Genomic DNA, 17,496 nt, shown 5'->3' on the forward strand with positions numbered 1-17,496 from the left:
CTGTGCTGCCCGGCGGCACCCACACGTCCCACCATTACCTGATCCCCGCCCATGCTGCTCCAACACCACCCCCAACTGCTCACCCTCAGCATCGCGCAGGCGCTGTACTGGTCCTGCTCCATCATCGGCATCGCCCTCACCGGCCTGGTGGGCCGACAACTGGCGCCCTGGCCGGTGCTCGCCACCGTGCCGCTGACCTTGCTGGTGGCAGGCAACCTGCTGTCGATTGGCCCCCTGGCCCGCTGGATGCAGCGGCATGGCCGCGCCCGGGGCCTGCAATGCGGCACGCTGCTGGGGGTAGCCGCCGGCCTGCTGGCCGCCTGGGCGGTGGTGCAGGCCAGCTTTGGCTTGTTCTGCCTGGCGATGCTGCTGCTGGGCGGCTACCAGGCATCTGCCGGTTTTTACCGCTTTACCGCGCTGGATGGCATGCCGGCCGAGCACAGTGGCCGTGCCGCAGCCTGGGTGCTGGCCGGTGGCATCGCAGCGGCCCTGCTCGCGCCCAGCCTGGCCATCCATGCGGCCGGCGCCCTGACCACACCGCTGGCAGGCGCCTACCTGGCGATTGCCGTGCTGGCCTTGCTGGCCTGCGCGCTGCTGCAATGCCTGCCAGCGCGCCTGCACCTGCCGATGCAGGCCAGGTCAGCCGCCCCGCCGGTGGTATCGCGGCGCCAGCTTTGGCAGCGTCCCGCGCTGCGCCAGGCGATCATGCTGAGCGCCTGCGGCCATGGCTTGATGGTGCTGGTGATGAATGCCACCCCGCTGGCCATGCATGGCGCGGGCCACTCGCTGGCCAGCTCCACCCAGGTCATCCAGTGGCATGTGCTGGGCATGTTTGCGCCCTCGCTGTTTGCGGGCCGCGCGGTAGACCGTTTTGGCGCGCGGCGCCTGGCCTGGCTGGGTGCCGCCCTGCTGGCGGCCAGCGCAGCGGTGGCGCTGATCGGCCTGCAGTTTCTGCCGTTCCTGGTCAGCTCCTTGCTGCTGGGCGCCGGCTGGAACCTGATGATCCTGGCAGGCACCAGCCTGCTGAACCAGGCCAGCACCCCGGAGGAACGCCCCCAGGCCCAGCCGATGATGGAGTGGACCAACAACGGCAGCGCCGCGCTGATGTCGCTGAGCTGCGGCGTGCTGATCCAGACCCTGGGTTGGCAGGCGGTGAATGTCGCAATGCTGCTGACCCTGGCGCTGCTGGCCTGGCAAGGCGGCCGCGCGGCCTGGGCGGCGCGGGCGCAGGCCTGAGCGCAGCAGTTGCGCGGACACGGCTGAGCAAGAAAAAGGCCCGCAGTGATGCGGGCCCTGGAACGTTTAAGCGACTGGCTAGCGTTTACAGATTGCCCACCATGTGCTCGGGCACGACCCACTGGTCAAACTGCTCGGCGGTCACATGGCCGCTGGCCACAGCGGCATCGCGCAGGCTGCTGCCTTCCTTGTGCGCCTTCTTGGCGATATAGGCCGCCTTGTCGTAGCCGATATGGGTGTTCAGGGCGGTCACCAGCATCAGCGAGCGGCTCACCAGCTCGGTGATGCGCTCGCGGTTGGGCTCGATGCCCACGGCGCAGTGGTCGTTGAAGCTCACCATGCCATCGGCCAGCAGGCGCACGCTCTGCAGGAAGTTGTGCGCCACCATCGGGCGGAACACATTCAGCTCGAAGTTGCCGGAGGCGCCACCCACGTTGATCGCAGCATCATTGCCGAACACCTGGGCGCAGAGCATGGTCATCGCTTCACACTGCGTGGGGTTGACCTTGCCCGGCATGATGGACGAGCCGGGCTCGTTCTCGGGGATGGAGATCTCGCCCAGGCCGCTGCGCGGGCCCGATGCCAGCCAGCGCACATCGTTGGCGATCTTCATCAGGCTGGCCGCCAGGGTCTTGAGGGCGCCATGGCCGAACACCAGCGCATCGCAGGAGCCCAGCGATTCGAACTTGTTGGGCGAGGTCACAAAGGGGTAGCCGGTCAGCTTGGCCAGCTCTTGCGCCACTCCTTCGGCATAGCCCTTGGGCGCATTCAAGCCGGTGCCCACGGCGGTGCCGCCCAGCGCCAGCTCATACAGATGGGGCAGTGCCGACTTGAGGTGCTTGGCGCCATGCTCCAGCTGGGCCACCCAGCCGGAGATCTCCTGGCCCAGGGTCAGCGGCGTGGCATCTTGCAGGTGGGTGCGGCCGATCTTGACGATGTCGTTGAACGCTTCGCTCTTGGCCTGCAAGGTGCGGCGCAGCTTTTCCAGCGCCGGCAGCAGCTTGCGCTCGATGGCGGTCACGGCAGCCACATGCATCGCGGTGGGGTAGACGTCGTTGCTGGACTGGCTTTTATTCACATCGTCGTTGGGGTGTACCAGGCGCGACTCGCCGCGCTCGCCGCCCAGCAGTTCGCTGGCGCGGTTGGCCAGCACTTCATTGACGTTCATGTTCGTCTGCGTGCCCGAGCCGGTCTGCCAGACCACCAGCGGGAACTCATCGGGGTGCTGGCCGGCAATCACCTCGTCGGCGGCCGCATTGATGGCCTTGGCCTTCTTCTCGTCGAGCAGGCCCAGCGCGTGGTTGACGGTGGCACTGGCCTTTTTCACCTGCGCCAGCGCATGGATGATCTCGCCGGGCTGCTTCTCGCCACTAATGTCGAAGTTCTGCAGCGAACGCTGCGTCTGGGCACCCCAGAGTTTGTCGGCGGGCACATCGATCAGGCCGAAGGTGTCTTTTTCCTGGCGGGTAGCTGTCATGTCTGGATCACTCCTTGTATCTCAACAATTGCAACGCGGCTCGTCTGGCTGGTAAGCGTATGGCTGGTGGGCCGCAGGATTCGTCAATAGGGCGCCGCCCGCTTTGGGGCAAAGCGGGCGCGGCACCGCATCCTAACGCAGTCAATGACAGCCGTTCTCATCTGCGCCGAGCAGCCATGCTGCGCGCATGCTCATAGCGCAGACCGACACCTGAGCGACACCTGAGTCTTCTAGAAGACTTATCAGGCATTTGCCACCACCGGCCTGGCGAAAGGCCGATAATCGCTGCCGTGATACCGAGCGCCAACGGCACCATAGCCTTGCGCAATCCAAAACCCACCCCACAAGCACGATGACCACCTCCATCCGTCAGCAGGACCTGATCGACTCGATCGCGGGCGCCCTGCAGTACATCAGCTACTACCACACACCGGATTTCATCCAGCACCTGGCACGGGCCTACGAGCGCGAGCAAAGCCCGGCGGCCAAGGATGCGATGGCCCAGATCCTGACCAACTCCAAGATGAGCGCGACTGGCCAGCGTCCCATCTGCCAGGACACCGGCATCGTCAACGTGTTCCTGAAGGTGGGCATGGATGTGAAGTGGGAAGACTTCACGATGGGCCTCGAAGACGCCATCAACGAAGGCGTGCGCCGTGGCTACAACCACCCCGACAACACCTTGCGTGCCTCGGTGGTGGCCGACCCTCAGTTCGCCCGCAAGAACACCAAGGACAACACGCCTGCCGTCATCAATGTGCAGATCGTGCCGGGCGACAAGCTGGATGTGACCGTGGCGGCCAAGGGCGGCGGCTCGGAGAACAAGTCCAAGATGATCATGATGAACCCCAGCGACAACATCGTCGACTGGGTGCTCAAGACCGTGCCGACCATGGGGGCGGGCTGGTGCCCACCGGGCATGCTGGGCATCGGCATTGGCGGCACCGCTGAAAAAGCCGTGCTGCTGGCCAAGGAAAGCCTGATGGAAGACCTCGACATGTACGAGCTGCAGCAAAAGGCTGCCAGCGGTGCCGAGCTCGATGAGGTGGAAAAGCTGCGCCTGGAGCTGTTCGAGAAGGTCAATGCGCTGGGCATCGGCGCCCAGGGCCTGGGTGGCCTGACCACCGTGCTGGATGTGAAGATCAACATGTACCCCACGCACGCGGCCTCCAAGCCTGTGGCGATGATCCCCAACTGCGCAGCTACCCGCCACGCCCATTTCGTGATGGACGGCTCCGGCCCCGTGTACCTGGACCCGCCATCGCTGGACACCTGGCCCAAGATCGACTGGGCTCCCGACTACAACAAGTCCAAGCGCGTGGACCTGAACACCCTGACCAAGGAAGAAGTGGCCAGCTGGAAGCCCGGCGACACGATCCTGCTCAACGGCAAGATGCTGACCGGCCGCGATGCTGCGCACAAGCGCATCCAGGACATGCTGGCCAAGGGCGAGCCGCTGCCCGTCGACTTCACCAACCGCGTGATCTACTACGTGGGCCCGGTGGACCCGGTGCGTGACGAAGTCGTAGGCCCTGCCGGCCCGACCACCGCCACCCGCATGGACAAGTTCACCGACATGATGCTGTCGCAGACCGGCCTGATCGCGATGATCGGCAAGTCCGAGCGCGGCCCGGTCGCCATCGAAGCCATCAAGAACCACAAGTCGGCCTACCTGATGGCCGTGGGCGGCGCCGCGTACCTGGTCTCCAAGGCCATCAAGCATGCCAAGGTGGTGGGTTTTGCCGATCTGGGCATGGAAGCCATCTATGAATTCGACGTGGTCGACATGCCGGTGACCGTGGCCGTGGATGCCGGCGGCACCAGCGCCCACATCACCGGCCCCGCGATCTGGAAGGAAAAGATCGCCACCGGCCAATTCAAGGGCATTGAAGTCGCAGGCGCCTGATTTGCTCCCCGCCCTCCCCAGGGCGATCGACCCACGAAACCGCCTCCGGGCGGTTTTTTGCTGCGCTGGAGGCCAGCTTTACCCTTCCCAGCCCTCAAACATGACTATGCTTGGCCCCCAGGTACGGCGCATGCTGTATCGTGGAGGCTGAACACCGCTAAGGAACAAAAACATGGCCAAGCCGAATTACCAGTACGAAAAGCGCCAGCGCGAGCTGGAAAAGAAGAAGAAAAAGGAAGAAAAAGCCCAGCGCAAGGCCAGCGGACACTCTGCGTCCGACACCCCCGACCACACCGAAGACGGCGCGCCCTCGCAGCCAGATGCAGACAGCAGCGCTGACGCAGGCGACGCAGCGGCCGACCAAGCCAAGCCTGCCGACTGAGCACGGCGCGCCTTCAACGGCAAAAAAACGGGCCGCCAGCATTGCTGCTGCGGCCCATTTGCATTTCTGGAGCGCTGCTATCCGCCCAGCGCCGGCAAGGTGTTGAACAGCAGCACCATCAACAGACCCACGAACGAAACGATGGACTGCACCACGGTAATGGTGCGGGTCGCCTCGCCCATCGTCATGCCAAAGGACTCCTTGACCATCCAGAAGCCGGCATGGTTGGCATAGTTAAAGAACAGCGAGCCGCAGCCAATCGACAGCGCCAGCAAAGGCAGGTTCAGGCTCGGGTCGGCAGCGGCGAGCGGGGCCAGCAAGCCGGCTGCGCCCACAATGCCCACGGTGGCCGAACCGGTTGACACCGACAGCAGCATCGCAATGAGCCAGCCCAGCACCAGCGGCGGGAACGCAAACTGGTGCGTCAGGTGCACGATGGCATCGCCCACCTTGGCGCTGGTCAGCACCTGCTGGAAAGCGCCACCGCCGGCAATGATCATGATGATGCCGGCAATCGGCTTGAGGCTGGCACCCAGGGTGTCACGCAGCTTTTCGGCATCGCCGCCACGCAGGTAGACCATCGTGAAGGCCGCAAACAGCACACCCAGCAGCATCGCAATCAGCGGGTTGCCCAGGAAGCTGGCGACCTGCAGCAGCGCCGAACCCTTGGGCAAGGCCATCTCGGCCAGCGCATGGGCCAGCATCAGCAGCGCGGGCAGCAAGGCCGACAGCACGCCCATTGCTATGCCGGGCTGGTTCTTGCCGCTGTCGGTCTTGGTCTCGGTAAATTGGTCCAGCAGCGCCTGTTCGGGCCGGGTCGTCATGCGCGGGGTGATGAAGGCGCCGTACAGCGGACCGCCCAGCACCATCGCGGGCAACGCAGCCAGGAAGCCGTAGAGCATCGTCGGGCCGACGGTGGTCTTCAAGGTCGCAATGGCGGTCAGCGGGCCCGGATGGGGCGGCACCATGCCATGCATCGCCGCAAGCGCCGCAATCACCGGCACGCCGACATAGACATAGGCCGAGCCCTTGAAGTTCTCGCGGCTTTCGAGCTTGCGCGCGACGCTGAAGATCAGCGGCAGCATCACCACCAGACCCACCTCGAAGAACATCGGAATCCCGATGATGAAGGCCACCAGGGTCATCGCCCAGGGAATCATGCGGTCCGAGGTATGGCGCAGAATGGCGCTGGCCAGGCGCTCGGTGGTGCCCGAATCGGCCAGGATCTTGCCGAGCATCGCACCCAGCGCAATCACCACGCCGACGGCACCTAGGGTCTTGCCGGCGCCGTTGGTGATGTTCTTGGCAATGTCGCCGGGCGCCATGCCGGTGGCAAAACCCACGCCGATACAGACGATCAGCAGGGCCAGCAACGGGTGCATGCGGATGCGCGAAACAATCAGCGCCACCAGCACCAGCACACTCACCAAGGCGGTCAGCAGCAATTGGATATCGAAATTTGACATGCGAGAAGATGTGGATTTGTGACACGCATCCCCAGCCGCCCACCGCAAGCAGGGGCTTGGGCATGCCCCAACCCTCCCATCCTACGCCGATCAGCCACCCCAGGCTGTAGTCGGATTTCTCCGGGCCGGGCGCCGGCCCAGCCTGCCGGCGCTGGCCATCAAGGCGCCGTCGATGCCCCGGACTCGAACCAGCGCTTGACCAGATCGCGCTCGTCGGCGCTCAGCCCCTCGGGGTTGCCAAAGGGCATCTTGCGCAGCACGACGACCTGCTGGTAGATCTGCTGCGTGTGCTGGGCCACCTCTTGCGGGCTGTCAAGCTTCACATTCTTTTGCGCCAGGCCGGTGGCGCTGTGGCACAGCACGCAATGCTGGGCAAACACCTTGGCTACTTCGCCGTACGGTACGGCGCCGGCAGCGGGCTGGCTGGCAGGGGCAGGTCTTGCCGCCACCGCAGGCTGGGGGCCGGGGCGCAGCCAGGCAATCACGCCCAGAATCACCAGCACACCGATCAGCGCATAAGGCCAGGGGTGCTTGTTGCGGCCGAGCTTGTGGCCATGGCGCAGCACAAAGAACTGGCGAATGGCCGCGCCGGCGAACATCATGCCGATGAGCACCAGCCAGTTGTACTTCTGGTTGTAGAGCCAGCCGTAGTGGTTGGACAGCATCGCAAACAGCACCGGCAACGTGAAATAGGTGTTGTGCACGCTGCGCTGCTTGCCGCGCTTGCCGTAGACGGGGTCCACCGGGTCGCCATTCTTCAAGGCCCGCACCACGGTGCGCTGGCCAGGAATGATCCAGAAGAACACATTGGCGCTCATCGACGTGGCCAGCATCGCGCCCATCAGCAGGAAAGCCGCCTGGCCGGGGAAGATATGGCAGGCCAGGTAGGCGGCGATGCAGACCAGCACCAGCACCATCGCGCCCACAATCGCATCGCCATGCTTTTTGAAGCCGAACACGCGGCAGATGCCGTCGTACAGCAGCCAGAACACCGCCAGAAAGCTCAGCGCCGTGAACACCGCCAGCGGGGCGCTCATCGCGTTGGGATCGGCCGGGTTGACCAGGTAGATATTGGCGTTCCACAGGTAGGACACCGTCAGCAGCGCAAAGCCCGACAGCCAGGTGGTGTAGCTCTCCCAGTAGAACCAATGCAGGTGGTCCGGCAGCTTGGGCGGCGAGACATTGAACTTGACCGGGTGGTAGAAGCCGCCGCCATGCACGGCCCACAGCTCGCCGCTGACGCCCTGTTTTTTCAGGTCTTCGTCCTCCGGCGGGGTCAGACTGCTGTCGAGAAACACAAAATAGAACGAGGAACCCACCCAGGCAATGGCCGTGATCACATGCAGCCAGCGCAACAACAGGTTCGCCCAATCGAGGATATAGCCTTCCATTGCTCTCATCCTTGGCAGCGTGGGGGCTGCCAGTGCGAGGGAGGGGTGATGCCCCGCTCTCCTCCTCAAGCCGCCAGTGTGGAGGCACCGGCCACTTGTTGAACCTGCTCACCACGGCGGGCGATCTGAGCAGCAGACAGGCCGCAATCCACAGCCATCATCGACATGACCGGGGCACCGCTGCGACCTTTTGTAGACTTAAAGTGTATGCAATTTCTGCCACCCAAAGGTCGGCAAAAAGCTGCACAGCCCCTAGATAAAACCCTGATGCAACGCAGCAAAACCGCTGCAGGCCGCCTCCGCACCGCCTGCGCCGTGCCTGCCCGCTGTGAAAAACGCATCAGGCATGCTGCGCGCGTTGCAGGTGCTGCAGCAGCTGCGCGGCCACCGCAATCGCAATCACCTCGGGCTCCTTGCCATGGATGCCCGGCAGCCCGATCGGGCAGGTGATGCGGGCAAACTCCGCATCGGCAAAACCCCGCTCGGCCAGCCGGTGGGCAAAACTGGCACGCTTGGTGGCGCTGCCAATCAGACCGATCAGGTCCAGATCGCCGTGCTGGCGCTGGCGCTGCAGGCAGGCCTGGGTGATCTGCAGGTCCTGCTGGTGGTCGTGGGTGAGGATGAACACACTGCTGCCCGGCGGCAGGTCTGCCACCGCCATCTCGATCGGGTCGGAATACTCGGTCTGCACCTGGGCCGGCAGCCCGGGCGGAAACAGCTGCTCGCGGCTGTCGACCCAGGTGATGTGCAGCGGCAGCGTGCCCAGCAGCTGCACCAGGGCTGCGCCCACATGGCCGGCGCCAAACACCGCTACCGGGCTGCACACCGGGGCCAGGGACTGCGCCAGCCGTGCGCTGTCGGCCTGGGCAATCCGCTCAAAACGCAGCTGCACCACGCCGCCGCAGCACTGGCCGAGGCGCGGGCCGAGCGCAAAACGCTCACTCAACGGCGCGCCGCCACGGGCCAGCAGATCGCGCGCCTTGCTGGCAGCCTGCCACTCCAGGTGGCCGCCGCCAATCGTACCGAGCTGGTCCTGGGCAAACACGGCCATCCAGGCCCCGGTATCGCGCGGCGCCGATCCCTGTGTAGACTCCACCTGAACCAGACAGGCATCCTGCGTCGCCAGGCGAGCCAATAATTGCTGCAGTACGGGCATGCCTTGTTCCATGATGAAAAGCAGCCTGCGATACTGCAGGGCCGCTGTAGACGGATTTGTACCATGAGTGATCGACCCTCTCCCTCCCTGCTGTCACGACTTTGGCATACGCTTTTTCGTATACCGCGAAAGGCGCCAGCGCCGGCCAATGCAGCGGCAGGCCAGGCTACGAACGCAGCCCGCCCCGCCGAGCAGGATGACGACCAGGACAGCTACCTCTCGGTGCTCACTGAATTGCCAGGCATGCGCATGCCCGCCTGGTCCCCGCAAGCCGATGGCCAGGACTCGGTGCTCAACCCGGTTGCCGATGAGGCCTACCGCAAGCGCTGCGCACACCACCTGTATGACCGCTATGCCGAGCGCATCTACCCCGGCATGCTGCCGCCCATGCTCTACGCCATCGGCGTGCTGGAGCTGCTGCTGGATGAAGACGGCCATATCCAGGACATGAACTGGATGCGCGAGCCCGCGCAGGCCCAGGAGGTGCCGCCACAGATCGAGGCGCTGGTGCAGGCCGCTGCCCCCTTCCCTGCCCCGCAGCATTTGCGCCATGGCGAGGTGATGGTCTCCTATACCGAGACCTGGCTCTGGGATGCCTCCGGCAAGTTCCAGCTGCACACCTTGAGCGAAGGCCAGCAATAAGCCGCTCGCACAAGGCGCAGGCGCAAAAAAACCGGCCAGTGAAAGCTGGCCGGTTTCTGCTGAGCAGCCGCTGTGGGCGCTGCTTTATTCCTTGATCTTGGTGATCTTGGCGCCTTGCAGCGACACGCCCGCTTCCAGGCCTGCGTTGTTCAGCACAAAGCTGGTCACAGGGGCCTGGGCCGAGGTGGTGTCGATGCTGCCGTTGGCGCCGATGCGGCCGGCGGCCACGGTGGCGTCTGCACCTACCGACCAGCCATTGCTGTCGCGGAACTTCGCCAGCGCTTCAGGCGTGTTGAACACATAGATGACGGCCTTGGACTGGCCACCGGCCTGCCAGCCGATCGACGCGCCGGTGGTGCTGTAGTAGCTGTCGCTGCGGTTACCCACGCGCAGCACGCCACGGCCATGCTCCACACCGATCACAAAGCTGCCGCCAATGACGGATGGGAACACCAGCACGCCCTTGGAGCGCGCGACCAGGTCCTTGGAGCCAGGAGCGGTCTGGTACAGGCGCTCCAGCGCAGCGTTGGCGCGGGCATCGACGGATGTTTCGTCTGCGCGCGGCGCATTGCTGGTCTCAGGCTTGGTGACCGTGCAGGCCGCCATCGACAGAGCGCCGGCAACCACGGCCGCCGCAACACCCAGGGTGCGCATGGAAAAACGTTGCATACCTACTCCTTTGAAATTTGCTGTTATGGCAATCAGGTCTGCACCGCCGTCTATTCGGCGGTACCCCTAGGAGAGAATGGTAGCCACACCCCGTGACGCTGGAAGCCTGCAGATACAACTTGCGGCGTCGGCCTACAGGCTGGGTGATGCGTGCCTGAGACAGGTCAAACGCGGCCGCGTGCATGCGCCCCGCCTCACGACCCCCGGTAGGTCGAATAGCTCCAGGGGCTGACCAGCAGCGGCACGTGGTAATGCTGGTCGGCATGGGCCACGCCAAAGTCCAGGTTCACCTGGTTCAGAAAGTTGGGGCTGGGCAGCTCCACGCCCTTGGCGGCAAAGTAGGCCGCCACCTCAAAGCTCAGGCGGTAGGTGCCGGGGCGCAGCGATGCATTGTCAAACAACAGGGTCTGGGTGCGTCCGTCGTGGTTCAGCGTGTCACGCCGGATCAGGCGCAGCTCGCCGCCATCGGTGGCATACAGTGCAATGTCCATGCCCGCTGCGGGGCAGCCGTGCATCGTATCGAGAACGTGGGTGCTCAGGCCCATAGGTAAATCTCCTGATGATTCTGGGTAAGATCGGACTGGTGATGTGCACTAAAAGTGTATACACTTTTTGTCATTCGGCCTACTATCCTGACATGGAATCCACCTCAACGTCCACCATTGCCCAATCCCTGACCCGTGCCATCGTCGAGCACCGGTTGCTGCCGGGCACCAAGCTGGCCGAGCAGAAACTCGCGGACCACTTTGGCGTATCACGCACCCTGGTGCGCCAGGCGCTGTTCCAGCTCTCGCAGAACCACCTGGTCACGCTGGAGCCGGCACGCGGCGCCTTTGTGTCGACCCCGTCCGTCACCGAAGCGCGCCAGGTCTTTGCCGTGCGCAAGATGCTCGAAGCGCAGATGACCCGCAGCTTTGTCGATACCGTCACGCCCAAGCAGATCAAGGTCTTGCGCGAGCATGTGCGGCAAGAGGCCGCCGCCGTACACCGCGCCGATGTCACCGAGCGCACCGAGCTGCTGGGCGACTTCCATGTGCGCATGGCCGAGCTGATGGGCAACGATGTGCTGGCCCAGCTGCTGGGCGATCTGATCTCGCGCTGCGCGCTGATCACCCTGATGTACCAGTCGGCCAGCGCTGCCGCCCATTCGCACGAGGAGCACGAAGAGATCGTGCAGGCCCTCGCCCGCAAGGATGCAGAAGGCGCTGTGCGGCTGATGATCGCGCACCTGGAGCATGTCGAGCAAGGCCTGCAGTTCGAACGCGAGATTCCCAGCAACGATTTATCCATGGCTCTGTCCTCGATCACGCTATGACCTACGACGCTACCACCCCCTACCCCCGCGACCTCATCGGCTACGGCCGCGATGTGCCCCACGCCCAGTGGCCCCAGGGCGCGCGCATTGCCGTGCAGTTTGTGCTGAACTACGAGGAAGGCGGCGAAAACCATGTGCTGCACGGTGACCCGGGCAGCGAGCAGTTCCTGTCGGAAATGTTCAACCCGGCGTCCTACCCGGACCGCCACATGAGCATGGATGGCATCTATGAATACGGCTCGCGCGCCGGCGTATGGCGCCTGCTGCGCGAGTTTGAGAAGCGCGGTCTGCCGCTGACGGTGTTTGGCGTGGCCTCGGCACTGCAACGCCACCGCGAACTGGCCCAGGCGTTTTCCGATCTGGGCCATGAGGTGGCCTGCCACGGCCTCAAATGGGTGCACTACCAGAACACGCCCGAAGACGTGGAGCGCGCCCACATGCAGCAGGCGATGGATATCTTCCACAGCCTCTACGGCAGCCGCAGCACCCACGGCCTGGGCTGGTACACCGGCCGCGACAGCCCCAACACCCACCGCCTGGTGGCCGACTTTGGCGGCTTTGCCTATGACAGCGACTACTACGGCGACGACCTGCCGTTCTGGATGAAGGTCGGCAAGAGCGACGGCAGCGCCGCCCACCAGCTGATCCTGCCCTACACGCTGGACTGCAACGATATGCGCTTTGCGCTGCCCCAGGGCTACTCGCATGCCGATCCCTTCTTCCAGTACCTCAAGGACAGCTTCGATGTGCTGTACGCCGAAGGTGACCCCGCCGGTGAGAACCGCCCCAAGATGATGAGCATCGGCATGCACTGCCGCCTGCTGGGCCGCCCGGGCCGCATCACCGCACTGCAGCGCTTTCTGGACCATATCCAGCAGCACCAGAACGTCTGGGTCTGCCGCCGCATCGACATCGCCCGCCACTGGGCCGAGCGCTTTCCCGCGCCCACGCTCTGAAAGACGACACCACCCCGCGCGTGCGCAAACGGCACCCATCCATTCGATAGGAAACACATGGCCCTGACCCTGGAACAACTCAACCAAGCCACGCCCGATGCGGCACTGGCCATGCTCGATGGGCTGTACGAGCACTCGCCCTGGATTGCCCAGGCCGCGCTGGCCCAGCGGCCCTTTGCCTCGCTCGCCCAGCTCAAGCACGCGATGGTGCGTGTGCTGGCGCAGGCCCCGGTCGATGCGCAGCTCGCGCTGATCCGCGCCCACCCCGAGTTGGCAGGCAAGGCCATGGTGGCCAACACCTTGACGGCAGAGTCCACCTCGGAGCAAAACCGCGCGGGTCTCACCCAGTGCACCGCTGAGGAGTTTGCGCAGATCCAGCAGCTCAATGCGGACTACAACGCGCGCTTTGGCTTTCCGTTCATCCTGGCGGTGCGCGGGCCCCGGGGCCTGGGCCTGCCCAAGCAGGAGATCATCGCCACCTTTGCGCGGCGCCTGAACCACCACCCCGATTTCGAGCGCGAGGAGGCGCTGCGCAACATCCACCGCATCGCCGAGATCCGCCTGAACGACAAGTTCGGCTACGAGCCGGTGCTGGGCAACGACGTCTGGGACTGGCAGGAGCGCCTGGCCCAGCACAGCGACGAGGGCTTTGCCGAAAAAGGCCAGCTCACCGTCACCTACCTGACCGATGCCCACCGCGCCTGCGCCCAGCGCATCAGCCACTGGATGCGCGACAGCGGCTTTGACGAGGTCGAAATCGATGCGGTCGGCAATGTCGTGGGCCGCTACCGCCCTGCGCAAGAAGGCGGCAAGTACCTGCTGACCGGCAGCCATTACGACACCGTGCGCAACGGTGGCAAGTACGACGGGCGCCTGGGCATCTTTGTGCCGATGGCCTGTGTGCGCGAGCTGCACCGCGCCGGCAAACGCCTGCCCTTCGGCATCGAGGTGGTGGCCTTTGCCGAGGAGGAAGGCCAGCGCTACAAGGCCACCTTCCTGGGCTCGGGCGCGCTGATCGGCCACTTCAACCCGCAGTGGCTGGACCAGGCAGACGCCGCCGGCATCACGATGCGCGAGGCCATGCAGCACGCCGGCCTGTGCATCGACGATATCCCCAAGATCCAGCGCGATGCCTCGCAGTACCTGGGCTTTATCGAGGTGCACATCGAGCAGGGCCCGGTGCTGACCGAGCTGGATATTCCGCTGGGCATCGTCACCTCGATCAATGGCAGCTCGCGCTTTGTCTGCGAGATGCAGGGCATGGCCAGCCATGCCGGCACCACGCCGATGGACCGCCGCCGCGATGCCGCCTGCGGCGTGGCCGAGCTGATGCTGTACGCCGAGCAGCGCGCCGCGCAGGATGGCGACTCGGTCGCCACCGTCGGCATGCTGGAGGTGCCCAGCGGCTCGATCAACGTCGTACCCGGCCTGTGCAAGTTCAGCATCGACATGCGCGCCCCCACCGATCCGCAGCGCGATGCGCTGGTGCGCGACGTGATGGGCCAGCTGGAGGCGATTGCGCAAAAGCGTGGCCTGCGCTACCGCGCCGAGCAAACCATGCAGGCCGCAGCGGCCCCCAGCGCTCCCGCCTGGCAACAGCGCTGGGAAAAGGCCGTGGCCGCCCAGGGCGTGCCCTTGTTCCGCATGCCCAGCGGCGCCGGCCATGATGCGATGAAGCTGCACGAGATCATGCCCCAGGCCATGCTCTTTGTGCGCGGCATCAACAGTGGCATCAGCCACAACCCGCTGGAATCCTCGACCGCCGATGACATGCAACTGGCGATCGACAGCTTCAGCCACGTCCTTCAACAACTAGAAAACGAAACCGTATGACCACGAACAACGCCACCTACGCCGCCCTGGACCAGTGGATCGACCAGCACTTTGACGAGCAGGTGCAGTTCTTCCAGAAGCTGGTGCAAGTCCCCACGGACACGCCGCCAGGCGACAACACGCCGCATGCCGAGCGCACTGCCGAGCTGCTGCAGGCCATGGGCTACACCGCAGAAAAGCATGAGGTACCCCAGGCCGATGTTGAAGCCTATGGCATGACGTCCATCACCAACCTGATCGTGCGCCGCCCCTTTGGCGCAGCCGGCTCGGGCCGCACCATTGCACTCAATGCCCATGGCGATGTGGTGCCGCCTGGCGAGGGCTGGAGCCATGACCCCTATGGCGCCCGCATTGTCGACGGCAAGCTCTACGGCCGGGCTGCCGCCGTGAGCAAGTGCGATTTCTCCACCTTCACCTACGCGCTGCGCGCACTGGAGGCCGTGGCCAAGCCCAGCAAGGGCGCAGTCGAGCTGCACTTTACCTATGACGAAGAGTTTGGCGGCCTGCTGGGCCCCGGCTGGCTGCTGGAAAAAGGCCTGACCAAGCCCGACCTGATGGTCGCCGCTGGATTCAGCTATGAAGTGGTCGTCGCCCACAATGGCTGCCTGCAGATGGAGATCACCGTGCACGGCAAGATGGCCCATGCCGCCGTGCCCCACACCGGTGTGGATGCGCTGCAGGCCACCGTCGCGATCATGAACGACCTGTATGCGGAAAACACCGCCTACCAAAAGGTCTGCTCTAAAGTTGCAGGCATCAAGCACCCCTACCTGAACATTGGCCGCATCGAAGGCGGCACCAACACCAATGTGATCCCCGGCAAGGTGCTGCTCAAGATTGACCGCCGCATGATCCCCGAGGAGAACCCGGTCGAGGTCGAGGCCCATATCCGCCAGGTGATTGCCAAGGCGGTGGAGCGCTTCAACAGCGAGCGCGGCTACCAGGGCGATGACGCTGTGCGCATCGACATCAAGCGCCTGCTGCTGGCCAATGCGATGACGCCGCTGGCCGGCAACCAGCCGCTGGTCGATGCCATCCAGACCCATGGCGAAGCGCTGTTTGGCGAAAAGCCTCCGGCCGTCGGCACGCCGCTGTACACCGATGTGCGCCTGTATGTAGAGCGCGGCATTCCCGGCGTCATCTACGGCGCAGGCCCGCGCACCGTGCTGGAAAGCCATGCCAAGCGCGCCGACGAGCGCCTCGACCTGGAAGACCTGCGCCGCGCCACCAAGGTCATCGCCCGCTCGCTGGTCGATCTGTTGGCCTGATCCAACGCGGCGCTCCAGCACGCCGCCGAAAACATCCTTTTACCAACTGCCCCCTGGCCCGGCGCCCGGGGGCAGTTTTGCTTGTGCCTGCAAGCTTTGCGGGGGGGCGGGCCGCTCATCGGCCACAGGGTTTGAAGCTGCAGCAACGGCGCTGCTTGAGGGTAATCAGGGGGGTGCTGTTGCAGTGCATGTGTATACACTTTTTGTATGGATTCCTAAGCAATAACACTGGCTTATTCAGTCAAATTCCCCCGCATGAGGAGTGATAAAGATGCAATCTGACAAACACCCCGTTGACCAGGTGCTGCCCCTGGGGCGCCTCACCACCTTGGGCTTGCAGCATGTACTGGTCATGTACGCGGGGGCCGTGGCGGTGCCGCTGATCGTGGGGCGCGCGCTCAACCTCGATTCACACCAGATAGCCAAGCTGATATCGGCCGATCTGTTCGTCTGCGGTCTGGTTACCCTGATTCAGGCCTGGGGCGCGACCCGCTGGTTTGGCATCAAGCTGCCGGTGATGATGGGCGTGACCTTTGCCAGCGTGGCGCCGATGATCTCGATGGCGCAGACCAATGGCGGCGTCTATGGCGCAGGCCTGATCTTTGGCTCGGTCATCGGGGCGGGGGTCATCTCGATACTGATCTCACCGCTGGTCAGCCGCATGCTGCGGTTCTTCCCGCCGGTCGTCACCGGCACCATCATCACCGTCATCGGCATCAGCCTGATGCGCGTGGGCATCAACTGGATCTTTGGCAACCCCGCCGGCCCCACCGCGCCGTCGGTGCCCAATCCAGAGCATGTCAAATGGCTGCAGAGTGCGCAGGTGGCCGCTGGCGCGCCCGGCTCGGCGCTGCCCCCCATCCCCCATGGGCTGGCGATTCTGCCGTCGGTCCCCAACCCCCGCTATGCGGACCTGAGCGGCGTGGGCATCTCTGCGTTGGTGCTGGTCTCCATCCTGCTGATCACCAAGTTCGCCAAGGGCTTCATGGCCAATATCGCGGTGCTGGCCGGCATTGTCATTGGCGCCATCGTCGCCTCGGCGATGGGCTTGATGACCTATGAAAAAGTGGCGCATGCCGAATGGTTTGATTTTGTGATGCCGTTCGAGATTGCGATGCCGGTGTTCGACCCCATCCTGATCCTGACGATGACCCTGGTGATGATCGTCGTGATGATCGAATCGGTCGGCATGTTCCTGGCGCTGGGCGACATGACGAACAAGGAGGTCACCCCGGCCGACCTGACCCGGGGCCTGCGCACCGATGGCCTGGGCACCTTGCTGGGCGGCATCTTCAACACCTTCCCCTACACCAGCTTCTCGCAAAACGTGGGCCTGGTGGCAGTCACCGGCATCCAGAGCCGCTTTGTCTGCGTGGCCGGCGGCTTCATCCTGATCATTCTGGGCGTGCTGCCCAAGCTGGGTGCGCTGGTCGAATCGCTGCCGACGATGGTGCTCGGCGGTGCGGGTCTGGTCATGTTCGGCATGGTCGCTGCCACCGGCATCCGCATCCTGTCAAACGTGGACTTCCGCCATAACCGCTACAACGCCATGGTGGTGGCGGTGTCCATCGGCGTCGGCATGATTCCGCTGATTGCACCGCAATTCCGCCAGTGGATGCCCCACGCCATCCACCCGCTGATCGAATCGGGCATCCTGCTGGCCTCCATCTGTGCGGTGGCGTTGAACCTGTTTTTCAACGGCGCCAAACTTGACCAGGCCCAGATCATCAAGGCTGCGCAGCAAGCAGATGCCCACTGACAAGATTGCTGCGGTGCAGCATCGAAACTTAGGCCCACTG

Annotated in this window: 15 protein-coding genes; 9 read left to right on the plus strand and 6 right to left on the minus strand. The window is 64.5% G+C overall.

Annotated elements, in window-relative coordinates:
* The first annotated feature begins 51 nt into the window (after positions 1-51).
* Positions 52-1,236, plus strand: coding sequence for an MFS transporter (locus AB7A72_RS02850; protein ID WP_369458955.1), 1,185 nt, complete (start codon positions 52-54; stop codon positions 1,234-1,236).
* A gap of 85 nt (positions 1,237-1,321) precedes the next feature.
* Here AB7A72_RS02850 and fumC read toward each other — a convergent pair whose 3' ends face one another.
* The gene (gene fumC / locus AB7A72_RS02855; protein WP_312410225.1) at positions 1,322-2,713 is read right to left on the minus strand and encodes a class II fumarate hydratase; all 1,392 of its coding nucleotides are present in this window, start codon (positions 2,711-2,713) and stop codon (positions 1,322-1,324) included.
* 352 nt (positions 2,714-3,065) lie between these two features.
* Here fumC and AB7A72_RS02860 point away from each other — a divergent pair, with 352 nt between their 5' ends.
* Together AB7A72_RS02860 and AB7A72_RS02865 are read left to right on the plus strand one after the other, a co-directional pair.
* The gene (locus AB7A72_RS02860; RefSeq protein WP_239811166.1) at positions 3,066-4,619 is read left to right on the plus strand and encodes a fumarate hydratase; all 1,554 of its coding nucleotides are present in this window, start codon (positions 3,066-3,068) and stop codon (positions 4,617-4,619) included.
* 172 nt (positions 4,620-4,791) lie between these two features.
* Positions 4,792-5,001, plus strand: coding sequence for a hypothetical protein (locus AB7A72_RS02865; RefSeq protein WP_312525791.1), 210 nt, complete (start codon positions 4,792-4,794; stop codon positions 4,999-5,001).
* Between the two features lie 77 nt (positions 5,002-5,078).
* Here the strand turns inward: AB7A72_RS02865 and AB7A72_RS02870 are convergent, their stop codons facing one another.
* The 3 genes from AB7A72_RS02870 to xdhC form a co-directional block, all read right to left on the minus strand.
* A complete protein-coding gene (locus AB7A72_RS02870; RefSeq protein WP_312410230.1) occupies positions 5,079-6,467 on the minus strand; it encodes a GntP family permease in 1,389 nt (462 codons plus the stop codon).
* A gap of 158 nt (positions 6,468-6,625) precedes the next feature.
* On the minus strand, positions 6,626-7,858 hold the full coding sequence (locus AB7A72_RS02875; RefSeq protein WP_369458956.1) for a urate hydroxylase PuuD: 1,233 nt from the start codon (positions 7,856-7,858) through the stop codon (positions 6,626-6,628).
* A gap of 340 nt (positions 7,859-8,198) precedes the next feature.
* Entirely contained in the window at positions 8,199-9,014 is an 816-nt protein-coding gene (gene xdhC / locus AB7A72_RS02880) for a xanthine dehydrogenase accessory protein XdhC (protein ID WP_239811163.1), read from the minus strand.
* Positions 9,015-9,077: 63 nt separating this feature from the next.
* On the opposite strand from xdhC, the gene AB7A72_RS02885 reads away from it, so the two are divergent.
* Entirely contained in the window at positions 9,078-9,656 is a 579-nt protein-coding gene (locus tag AB7A72_RS02885; protein ID WP_369458958.1) for a hypothetical protein, read from the plus strand.
* Between the two features lie 84 nt (positions 9,657-9,740).
* Here AB7A72_RS02885 and AB7A72_RS02890 read toward each other — a convergent pair whose 3' ends face one another.
* Positions 9,741-10,325: a BPSL1445 family SYLF domain-containing lipoprotein gene (locus AB7A72_RS02890; protein ID WP_230771885.1), complete on the minus strand. Its 585-nt coding sequence runs from the start codon at positions 10,323-10,325 to the stop codon at positions 9,741-9,743.
* 194 nt (positions 10,326-10,519) lie between these two features.
* The gene (gene uraH, locus AB7A72_RS02895) at positions 10,520-10,870 is read right to left on the minus strand and encodes a hydroxyisourate hydrolase (RefSeq protein WP_369458959.1); all 351 of its coding nucleotides are present in this window, start codon (positions 10,868-10,870) and stop codon (positions 10,520-10,522) included.
* A gap of 92 nt (positions 10,871-10,962) precedes the next feature.
* Here uraH and AB7A72_RS02900 point away from each other — a divergent pair, with 92 nt between their 5' ends.
* From AB7A72_RS02900 to AB7A72_RS02920, 5 genes are all read left to right on the plus strand, one after another.
* Entirely contained in the window at positions 10,963-11,640 is a 678-nt protein-coding gene (locus AB7A72_RS02900; RefSeq protein WP_369458960.1) for a GntR family transcriptional regulator, read from the plus strand.
* On the plus strand, positions 11,637-12,596 hold the full coding sequence (puuE, locus tag AB7A72_RS02905) for an allantoinase PuuE (protein ID WP_312410248.1): 960 nt from the start codon (positions 11,637-11,639) through the stop codon (positions 12,594-12,596). Before AB7A72_RS02900 ends, puuE begins: the two co-directional genes overlap by 4 nt.
* A 57-nt stretch (positions 12,597-12,653) precedes the next feature.
* The gene (uraD, locus tag AB7A72_RS02910) at positions 12,654-14,429 is read left to right on the plus strand and encodes a 2-oxo-4-hydroxy-4-carboxy-5-ureidoimidazoline decarboxylase (RefSeq protein ID WP_312410250.1); all 1,776 of its coding nucleotides are present in this window, start codon (positions 12,654-12,656) and stop codon (positions 14,427-14,429) included.
* On the plus strand, positions 14,426-15,697 hold the full coding sequence (locus AB7A72_RS02915) for a M20/M25/M40 family metallo-hydrolase (protein ID WP_312834201.1): 1,272 nt from the start codon (positions 14,426-14,428) through the stop codon (positions 15,695-15,697). Before uraD ends, AB7A72_RS02915 begins: the two co-directional genes overlap by 4 nt.
* Positions 15,698-15,968: 271 nt before the next feature.
* Positions 15,969-17,456, plus strand: a complete 1,488-nt coding sequence (locus AB7A72_RS02920; protein ID WP_239811157.1) for a nucleobase:cation symporter-2 family protein — start codon at positions 15,969-15,971, stop codon at positions 17,454-17,456.
* Positions 17,457-17,496 lie beyond the last annotated feature (40 nt).

The organism is Comamonas sediminis (assembly GCF_041107495.1).
Taxonomy (GTDB): Bacteria; Pseudomonadota; Gammaproteobacteria; order Burkholderiales; family Burkholderiaceae_C; genus Comamonas; species Comamonas sediminis.